The sequence below is a fragment of the Amycolatopsis ponsaeliensis genome (assembly GCF_030182635.1).
Lineage (GTDB): Bacteria > Actinomycetota > Actinomycetes > Mycobacteriales > Pseudonocardiaceae > Amycolatopsis > Amycolatopsis ponsaeliensis.
This window is the reverse complement of the sequence record NZ_JAPZLD010000023.1, coordinates 167,423-173,525: the sequence shown is the minus strand read 5'-3', so window position 1 is coordinate 173,525 and position 6,103 is coordinate 167,423. Positions and strand designations below refer to the sequence as shown.

Below are 6,103 nucleotides of genomic sequence, written 5' to 3'. Positions count from 1 at the left end.
CCCCCCCCGCCCCCCCCCCCCCCGGGGGGGGGGGGGGGGGGGCCGGCGGGGGGGGGGGGCGTTGGGGCGTCAAACTCTTTCCCCACCCCCCCCCCCCCCCCCCCGACCCGCTAGGCCAGGCCGATCGCGAACACGTGCAGGTCCGGGTCGGACGGCAGGGTCACCGAGGCGATCCGCTTCCCGGCCGGGGCGTCGAACGGCGTCGTCGCGTACACCGACGCCCCGCCGCCCGGGCCGCCCGGCTGGTTGCGGTGGTCCGTGCGGGCCACCAGCGTGTTGCCGAACACCGGGTCCGTGCCGCCGCCCGGGAACACCCAGTCGCCGAACGACAGGTCCGCCTGGGCGGTGGTGCCGTCGGTGAAGGTGACCACCGCGGCGCCGCGGTGGTCGCCGTTCGAGGCCGTCCCGACGAACGACAGTCGGGTCCCGGACAGCTGGATCGTCTGCCCGGCCGCGACGGCGTTGTCCGGGCGTCCGGCCGGCGCCGCAGGCCAGGTGAACGTCGTCCCCACCGCCTGGGACGCCTTCCCGCCGACCAGACCGGCCGCGGCCAGTGCCTGCCGGGACAGGCTGTTCCCGGCCCCGTCGATGTCGGCCGAACCGGTGTCGCCGTCGTCGGAGATGCCCACGTTCGCGTACGCCGCGGCGAGCCCGTTCTTGGGCGCGACCAGCACGATCACCGAACCGGGCACCGACTTCCCGCCGCCGCGGACCGTCACCGGCACCTGGTAGTAGCCCTCGGGTGTCCCCGCCGCCACCGCGACCGTCAGCTTCGCGGTGCCGCTGCCCGTCCGGTCGTCGAGCCGCAACTGGCGGGGACCGGTGACCGTGATCCCGGCCGGCGCCTGCGTGGCGACGTCCAGCACGCGGTCGTGCCCGCCGAGCCGCTGCCCGCTCACTGCGGCCTCGCCGCTCGTGCCGGGTTCGACGACGACCTGGTTGGTCGCCGACGCCAGGAACGGCAGCTCGTCGTCCCGATAGGACGGTGGGGCCGAGTCCGCCGCCCACCGCTTGTCCGGAGTGGACTGCAGCGCGAAGTCCAGCCGCCCGCCGTCGCGCGCGGTGTTCGCGGGCAGGTGCGTGCGGTCCCAGTCACGGCCGTTCAGCGCCAGGTCGTGGACGTACGGCGTGCCCGAAGACGCCTTCGGCGCGCGGATGTCGATCGTCCGTCCATTCGGGAGGGACAGCACCGCGCGCTCGAACAGCGGGCTGTGCACGACCAGGTCCGGCGTCCCCGGGGTGCCCGGGTAGATGCCGAGCGCGGCCCAGACGTACCACGACGACTGCGCGCCGAGGTCGTCGTTGCCGGGCTCGCCGTCCGGGGTCGCGCTGAACAGCGTCGTCGCGATCTCGCGGACGACCTGCTGCGTCTTCCACGGCTGCCCGACGTGGTTGTAGAGGAACGGGACGCCGAAGTCGGGCTCGTTGCCGGCCCACATGTTCGGCTCGTTCGGGCCGACGTTCAGCTTCTGGAAGAACGTGTCGAGACGCTGTGACACCACGGCCGGCCCGCCCATCGCCGTCACCAGGCCGGCCGGGTCCTGCGGCACCAGCCAGGTGTATTGCGCGGCGTTGCCCTCGTCGAAGCCGTCCTGGCCGAACTTGCCGGGCGGCGGCGGGACGTACGCCGGGCCGTCCGGGAAACGGCCGTCCTGCGCGCGCGGCTGGAGGTAGCCCGTCGAGGGGTTGAAGATGTTCTGCCAGTTCTGGCCGCGCTTGGTGAACTCGCGCGCGACGTCGCGGTCGCCGATGCCCTGCGCGAGCTGGGCGATGGCGAAGTCGTCGATCGCCCACTCCAGGGTGATCGACGCGCCGACGCGGGCGTGGTCACCGCGCGAGGCGTCGTTGTTCGGCATGTACCCGCGGGCGACGTAGTCGGCGATGCCGCGACGCTCCTGGTACGCACCAGGCGTGTCGTCCACCGACGTCGCACCCTTGACCAGGTACTTCAGGGCCGTCTTGACGTCGAAGTCCCGGGCGCCGAACGCGTAGAGGTTGGAGATGAGCGCGACCGAGCTGTCGCCGGTCATCTGGCCGGTGTAGTCGTTCGCCATCGGCCAGCGCGGCCACCAGCCGCCCTGCACGGCGTCGTTCGTCAGCGACTGCGCCATGTCGCTGGCTTCCTTCGGGAAGAGCATGGCGTGCAGCGGCGCGAGCGAGCGGTAGGTGTCCCAGTCGGAGAAGTTCGCGTACTGGTGACGCCCCTTCGGCAACGTCCGGATCTGGTCGTCGAAGCCGATGTACCGCCCGTCGGCGTCGTCGAAGGTGTTGGGGTGCATCAGGGAGTGGTACAGCGACGTGTAGAACGTCTTGAGCTGATCCGCATCGCGCCCCGCTACCCGGATCTTGCCCAGCGCCTGCGTCCACTTGTCCCGAGTGGACTTCCGGACGGCGGCGAAGTCGAAACCCGGGACTTCCGCGGCCGCGTTGGCCTTCGCGCCGTCGACGCCCACATAGGACATCGAGACCTTGGCGTGCACGGTGCCGGAACCGAAGGTCAGGTACGCGCCCGCCTTGGGCGAGTCGACGCTGTCCGTGTCCGGCTTGACGCTGGAGCCGTCCCAGGTGCCGTGCGCGGTGAACGGCTGGTCGAAGGTGATGGCGTAGTAGACGGTGTACTTGTTCGGCTTGCCGCAGAAGTTGCCGGTGGTGGCCGAGCCGCTGACCTCGCGGTCACCGGTGATCTTCAGAGTGGCGGCAGAGTTCCCCGCGAGGCTCGCACCGCCCTTGACCAGTACCTGCGGCGTCGCCCCGGCCGGGTAGGTGAACGTCGCCAGCCCGGTGCGGGTCGTGGCGGTCAGCTCGGCCCGCACCTTCGAGTCGGCGAGCGTCACGGCGTAGTAGCCCGGCTCGGCCTTCTCGTCGTCGTGGGTGAAGTGCTCGACGCGGTCCCAGGGCGCACTGCCGACGTCGCCGGTGACCGGCAGGATCGGCACGTCGCCGAACGCGTTGCAGCCGACCGAGGCGTGGTCGAGGCTGAAACCTCGGATCTGATCACTGTGGTACTGGTAGCCGGCGTACGCGCCCTGCGTGTCCGGCGAGAACTGCATCATCCCGAACGGCGCCGCCGGGCCCGGGAAGTTGTTGATCTCGCCGACCGAACTGCCGCCCCGGCCGGTCCCGATCAGCGGGTCGACATACGCCGACGGATCGCTGACCAGCGGAGATCCGGGTGACATCGTTGTCGGAGCCGCCGAAGCGACGACGGGTGCCCCGATCACCGCCGTCGTCACGAGAGCTGCCATGAATCTCAACCGCACCGGGTGCCTCCCGATCGACGCCGACCATTTCATCCGACCTTTGCCTGCCGACGGGCCCGGGGTCAACACTTTGACAAAGACCTGGCTCGTGCCCGGAGGTATGAAGATCCGGTCAGGATCGGGTGGCAGCGGTGTCAGGGCGCCTAACCTCGACGCCGTGTGCGCACGTGTACTGGTCGCCGAGGACGACGAGAAGCAGGCCGAGGTCCTCCGGCTCTACCTCGAGAGCGAAGGTCACACCGTCGTGCTGGCTCCGGACGGCCGGGCGGCCCTCGACGAGGCCCGCCGCGACCGGCCCGACCTGCTGGTCCTCGACGTGATGATGCCCAAGGTCGACGGCCTCGACGTCTGCCGGATCCTGCGCGGCGAGTCCGACGTCGCGGTCCTGATGCTCACGGCCCGCGCGACCGAGGACGACCTGCTGCTCGGCCTCGACCTCGGCGCCGACGACTACCTGACCAAGCCCTACAGCCCGCGCGAGCTGATGGCCCGCGTCCGGACGCTGCTGCGCCGGACGGCCGCGCGCAGCGAGCCACCCGACACGGGGTTGCGTGCCGGCGCGCTGCGACTCGACCCGGTCCGGCACGAGGTGTCGATCGACGGCCGCCCGGTCGAGACCACGCCGGGCGAGTTCCAGCTGCTCGAGACGCTGATCCGGCAGCCGGGCCGGGTGTTCACCCGCCGGCAGCTGCTGGAGCTCACCCGCGGCGACGACCGGTTCGTCAGCACCCGGATCATCGACGTCCACGTGCTCAACCTGCGCAAGAAGCTCGAGCCGGACCCGCAGAACCCCGTCTACCTGCGGACCGTGTTCGGCGTGGGGTACAAGCTGACGGCGGACGATGACACGTAGCTTCCCGCTCAGGCGCAGTCTCGTCGTCCGGCTGACCGCCGTCTCCCTGTTGATCGCGCTGGGCTCGATCGCCGCGACCGCGTGGCTCGCCGTGCAGACCACCACCCGCGCGATCCAGCAGGAGCAGGGCCAGGCCCTCTCCGGCGACGCGACCATCTACACCGAGGTGCTCGGCTTCGCGGCGGCCAACCACACCTGGGACCAGGTCGGGCCGAAGCTCAAGGCGCTGTCGGACCAGACCGGCCGGCGGATCGTGCTGACCACCCTCGACCGCCGCGTCCTCGGCGACTCCGGCGGCGCGCCGGTCACGCTGCCGGTGAAGGCGACCGCGTCGGTCGACCCGCTGCACGTCGACGCGGTGCTGCTGCCCCAGGCCGGCACCAGCGGCATCGACCCGCGCGCGGTGGGCCCGTTCCGGCTGCCGCCGAAGGAACGCGACGACGTCGACGGCCTGGCCAGGAAGGCCATCGCCTGCCTCGAGTCGCTGGGCATCGACGGCCAGGTGCGGGAGTCGGCGAGCGGGCGGGCACAGCTCACCGGGACCGACCCGCTCAGCGTCCGCTACTTCGCGGCCAAGTGCGGGATCTACGAGCTGGCGATACCGACCCCGACCGAGCAGGCCGCGCTCGACAGCCTCAACGAAGCCGTGAACCGCTGCCTGCAGAGCCAGGGCGCGGACCCGGTGAAACTGGACCTCGACCTCGAACTGCTCGCCGGCTCCGACCAGGGGGCGAGCCAGCGCTGCCTCGACTCGGCCCGCCGCGAGCAGCTCACGCCGTTCGTCGCGCCGCCCGCGTTGCTCTTCACGCTCGGCCCGGGCGGGTCGCAGCTGCCGACGTTCACGCTGTCCCAGGAGAACCTGACGCGGATCCTCGCGGTGACCGGGGGCGTGCTGGTGCTGGCGGCCGCGATCACGGTGCTCGTCGCGCGCCGGCTGTCCCGGCCGCTGCGCGCGCTGACCGAGGCGGCGCAGCAGGACCGGCCGGCGCCGGTGAAGTCCCGCGACGAGGTCGGCTACCTCGCGACCGCCTTCAACGACCTCACCGCCCGCCGCGAACGCATCGAGGAGCAGCGCAAGGCGATGGTCAGCGACATCGCCCACGAGCTGCGCAACCCGCTCAACGTCATCCGCGGCCGGCTGGAGGCCGCCGAGGACGGCCACCTGCCGTTCGACCGGGCGCTGTCGACGTCGCTGCTCGAAGAAACCGTGCTGCTGCAGCACATCGTCGAGGACCTGCAGGACCTCGCCGCGGCCGACGCCGGCCGGCTGCGGCTGCACCCGGAGCCGGTCGACGCGGCCGAGCTGGCCGGCCACGTCGCCGCCGCGCACGCCGACCGGGCCGCCGCGGCCGGAGTCACGCTCACCGTGTCGCCCCACGGCGAAACGGGGCTCGAGGCCGACCCGGTGCGTCTGCGTCAGATCGTCTCCAACCTGGTCACCAACGCGGTCCGGCACACGCCGGCCGGCGGCCGCGTGACGATCCACGTGTCGTCCACTGTGGACGAGGTGGTGATCGCCGTCGCGGACACCGGAGCCGGGATCGCCGCCGCGGACCTGCCGCACGTGTTCGACCGGTTCTGGCGGGCCGAGAAGTCCCGCAACCGCCAGACCGGCGGCAGCGGGCTCGGCCTCGCCATCGTGCGGCACCTGGTGGAGGCGCACGGCGGCACGGTGACCGCGGAGTCCGAAGTGGACGCCGGGTCGACGTTCACCGTCCGGCTACCGAAGCCGGATCTCCGTGGTGAGGGTCCCGGGGTGCGGGACGCGCAGGACGTGCAGCCGCCGGGCGCCGTCGCGCAGGAAGGTGACGGCGGTGGCGGTGACGGTCGCGCCCAGGGACGTGCCCCAGCCGATCGTGATCGTCGTGCCGCCGCGGCGGATCGTCAGCCCTGACGCCGTCGCGCTCGCGTCGGCACCATAGGCGACCGGCGTGCCGTCGGCGAAGCGCACGTCGTCGCCCGGGTGCAGGACCAGCGGGATCTGCTCGGT

At 72.2% G+C, this 6,103-nt stretch carries 3 protein-coding genes; 2 read left to right on the top strand and 1 reads right to left on the bottom strand.

Going from position 1 to position 6,103, the window contains the following annotated elements; all coding sequences use genetic code 11:
• Positions 1-110: 110 nt before the first annotated feature.
• Positions 111-3,245: a GH92 family glycosyl hydrolase gene (locus QQ657_RS31255; RefSeq protein ID WP_284745848.1), complete on the bottom strand. Its 3,135-nt coding sequence runs from the start codon at positions 3,243-3,245 to the stop codon at positions 111-113.
• 172 nt (positions 3,246-3,417) lie between these two features.
• On the opposite strand from QQ657_RS31255, the gene QQ657_RS31250 reads away from it, so the two are divergent.
• Both QQ657_RS31250 and QQ657_RS31245 read left to right on the top strand, forming a co-directional pair.
• Complete coding sequence (locus QQ657_RS31250; protein ID WP_284745847.1) at positions 3,418-4,113, top strand: response regulator transcription factor; 696 nt, start codon at positions 3,418-3,420, stop codon at positions 4,111-4,113.
• Entirely contained in the window at positions 4,103-6,007 is a 1,905-nt protein-coding gene (locus tag QQ657_RS31245; protein ID WP_284745846.1) for a sensor histidine kinase, read from the top strand. Before QQ657_RS31250 ends, QQ657_RS31245 begins: the two co-directional genes overlap by 11 nt.
• Positions 6,008-6,103: the final 96 nt, after the last annotated feature.